This window comes from Paenibacillus sp. N119s, assembly GCF_059447605.1.
This window is the reverse complement of record NZ_JCAJRU010000385.1, coordinates 1-2,757: the sequence shown is the minus strand read 5'-3', so window position 1 is coordinate 2,757 and position 2,757 is coordinate 1. Positions and strand designations below refer to the sequence as shown.

At 45.8% G+C, this 2,757-nt stretch carries 4 protein-coding genes; 2 read left to right on the top strand and 2 right to left on the bottom strand.

Features of this window, described 5'->3' with window-relative positions; all coding sequences use genetic code 11:
• Both AC5V8P_RS24950 and AC5V8P_RS24945 read left to right on the top strand, forming a co-directional pair.
• On the top strand, positions 1 to 333 hold a 333-nt coding region (locus AC5V8P_RS24950; protein WP_495473995.1), incomplete at its 5' end, for a YfbR-like 5'-deoxynucleotidase.
• A 180-nt stretch (positions 334 to 513) separates the two neighbouring features.
• Positions 514 to 1,500 carry an aldo/keto reductase gene (locus tag AC5V8P_RS24945; RefSeq protein WP_064797574.1) on the top strand — a complete coding sequence of 329 codons (987 nt, stop codon included), beginning with the start codon at positions 514 to 516 and terminating at the stop codon, positions 1,498 to 1,500.
• A gap of 116 nt (positions 1,501 to 1,616) precedes the next feature.
• On the opposite strand, the gene AC5V8P_RS24940 is transcribed toward AC5V8P_RS24945, so the two are convergent.
• Positions 1,617 to 1,772, bottom strand: a complete 156-nt coding sequence (locus tag AC5V8P_RS24940; protein ID WP_081276859.1) for a spore coat protein — start codon at positions 1,770 to 1,772, stop codon at positions 1,617 to 1,619.
• A 72-nt stretch (positions 1,773 to 1,844) separates the two neighbouring features.
• Positions 1,845 to 2,757: FAD-dependent oxidoreductase (locus AC5V8P_RS24935; RefSeq protein ID WP_495473994.1), on the bottom strand; the 913-nt coding region annotated here is incomplete at its 5' end.

Here is a 2,757-nt window from a genome sequence, read left to right as displayed (position 1 = left end):
ATTGAGTATTTTATTGAAGAGAATATTCCAGAGGATTTTAAAGCGATTTTCCGCAAACAGTTAAGAGAGGGTAAAGATGATTCGGTTGAAGGCTTAATTCTAGAGGTTGCGGATAAAATGGATCAGGTGTATGAAGCGTTTGCCGAGCTTCAGCGAGGGAATACCGAAAAGGAATTTGTCGTGTTGTATCGCAATGCACTTGTAAAAATCAAAAATATTAAATTGAAATGCGTTGAATATTTTTTGGAACATATCCTGCCAGATATGGTTAAGGAAGAGACGCCTTCATCCATTGATATCAAAAAGATTACAGAAGAGGCCTTAGCACTGTAAATGAATTTCTTTACCCTCTTTCAGAAGCTATGAAGCGCTTCTGTTCATACATAATTACAAAATGAAAACAGCATATCGAAATCCCACTTGACTTGAAGTTAACTTTAAGTAGTAACATACGGGATGTAACGTGGCGATTAGGAAATACGTAACTATTCTGACAATTTAGGAGTGATAGAATTGAAAAAGAAACAACTGGGTAACAGCGACCTTCAAGTATCTGCTTTAGGGCTGGGCTGCATGGGAATGTCCGAGTATTATGGTGAGTTGGATGATCAGGAATCAATCAAAACGCTTCATCGTGCGTTGGAGCTGGGAATCAACTTTTGGGATACTGCCGACACCTACGGTGTGGGAAAAAATGAAGAACTGATTAGCCAAGTTCTGCGCAGCCGGCGTGATGAAGTGGTGTTAGCTACCAAGTTTTCGATTATGCGCGGGGAAGATGGTGCATTTATGGGGGTAAGCGGCCGTCCCGAATATGTAAAACAGGCATGTGATCGCAGCCTGCAAAGATTGGGCGTAGATGTGATTGATTTATACTACCAACACCGTGTCGACCCCAATGTACCTATCGAAGAAACGGTAGGGGCGATGAGTGATCTGGTCCAAGCGGGAAAAGTCCGCTATCTGGGGCTATCTGAAGCGTCTCCTGCACTGATCAGACGCGCTCACAAGGTACATCCGATTACAGCACTGCAAACGGAATACTCTTTATGGAGCAGGGAAGCGGAAGATGGGGTTATACCCACATGTAGGGAGCTGGGCATCGAATTTGTGGCCTACAGTCCACTTGGCCGCGGCTTTTTGAGCGGTCAAATTCGGAAGTTTGATGATTTCGCAGAAGATGATTTCCGTCGCACTGTGCCGCGTTTTCAGCCTGAAAATTTCCAAAAGAATCTGGATCTCGTGCAGCATGTTAAGGACCTTGCTGCTCAAAAAGGAGTCAAGCCTTCTCAGCTGGCTTTGGCCTGGCTGCTTGCGCAAGAGGGAATTGTACCGATTCCCGGCACCAAACGGGTCAAATATTTAGAGGAAAATGCAGGAGCAGTTGAAGTAAACTTGTCCGCAGAGGAAATGGAGACGATTAACGCCATCATTCCCAAAGGAATGGCCGCGGGCCTTCGTTACCCGGCAGAGCGGATGCCAAATTGGCAAGCGGAATAACGAAGAGAATGAGATAAACCTAAAGCCGTCTTTACGCGAAATTAGCGTAAAGACGGCTTTGCTGGTTTCATAGATAAGCCAGTACGTGCATTGGATCATGCCGGGGGGGCATCGTTTTACAAAACAGGAGCTTGTAATGCAGTGTTGATATTTTGCAGATCCATCGACAGCTGCTCGTGTACGTTCCATGGGTGATACCAGCCACGTTCAATCATGTACGTTGAAATTTGCTCATGCATATCAATAGCTTTGATTTGGACTTGGCTTATCATAGGATCACCTTTCTTTTATGGCTCTGAAAGGTATATTGTCCAGCGTAACTAGGTTTATTCAGAAAGATCGTGCTATTCGACCTCAACCTTGCCAAGTGCTTTTTTAGCCGGTCCTTCAATGACTTCGCCTTGATATGAATAGCGTGAGCCATGACAAGGGCAATCCCATGTTCTTTCCGCCTCGTTCCATTCGACTTCGCAGCCCATATGGGTGCACGTAGTGTCCACCAGGTGTAATGTTCCTTGTGGGTCTCGATATGCGCCCGCCCTTTTGCCGTTTACCCGGATGACTGCGCCTTCGTCTTGCTGGAGTTCTTCGGCTTTTTTATAGCTGATTTCCAGCTTCCCGGCAATCAAGTGTTTCGCCACATTCGCATTTTGAGTTACAAATGTTTTAATGTCAGGGTCTGCATGAAATCTTGAAGGGGTGAAAAGATCCCGGTACGGGCTTTCCTTTCTGGTTATCAGATTCGTATTTAATAAAGCTGCCGCGACACTTGTCGTCATCCCCCATTTTTTATAACCCGTAGCAACGAGGATGTTAGAAACATCGGATAGTTCCTGTCCAATATAAGGGAGCTTGTCTAACGTGTACAAGTCTTGGGCCGACCAGCGATATGCGATTTCCTTTAACCCAAATGTTTGCTCTGCGAACTTTTCCAAAGCTTCATAGTACTGAAATGTGCAGATTCCTTGACCCGTTTTGTGGCCTTCGCCACCGACGATGACCATCGGTTCCCCCTTTATTAGGACGGAGCGAAGCGAACGTTTTGGGGTTTCTGCACTTAGGTACATACCGCCCGGATAGGTTCGGTCGGTCTTGACCGCTAATACATAAGAGCGCTCGGCATGCAATCGCGCAAAATAAAGACTGTTTGGATCATTGAACGGAAAATGAGAGGAGGAAGCGACATGGTTGCAGGTTATTTTAAATCCGTCGCTGGTATTAAGGGTGGCCGGGTTTCCTTGCTCCACACCAGCAACG

Excerpts from the sequence above, each read along its gene's own strand:
- AC5V8P_RS24940 (WP_081276859.1), bottom strand. The coding sequence starts at position 1,772 with ATGATAAGCCAAGTCCAAATCAAAGCTATTGATATGCATGAGCAAATT.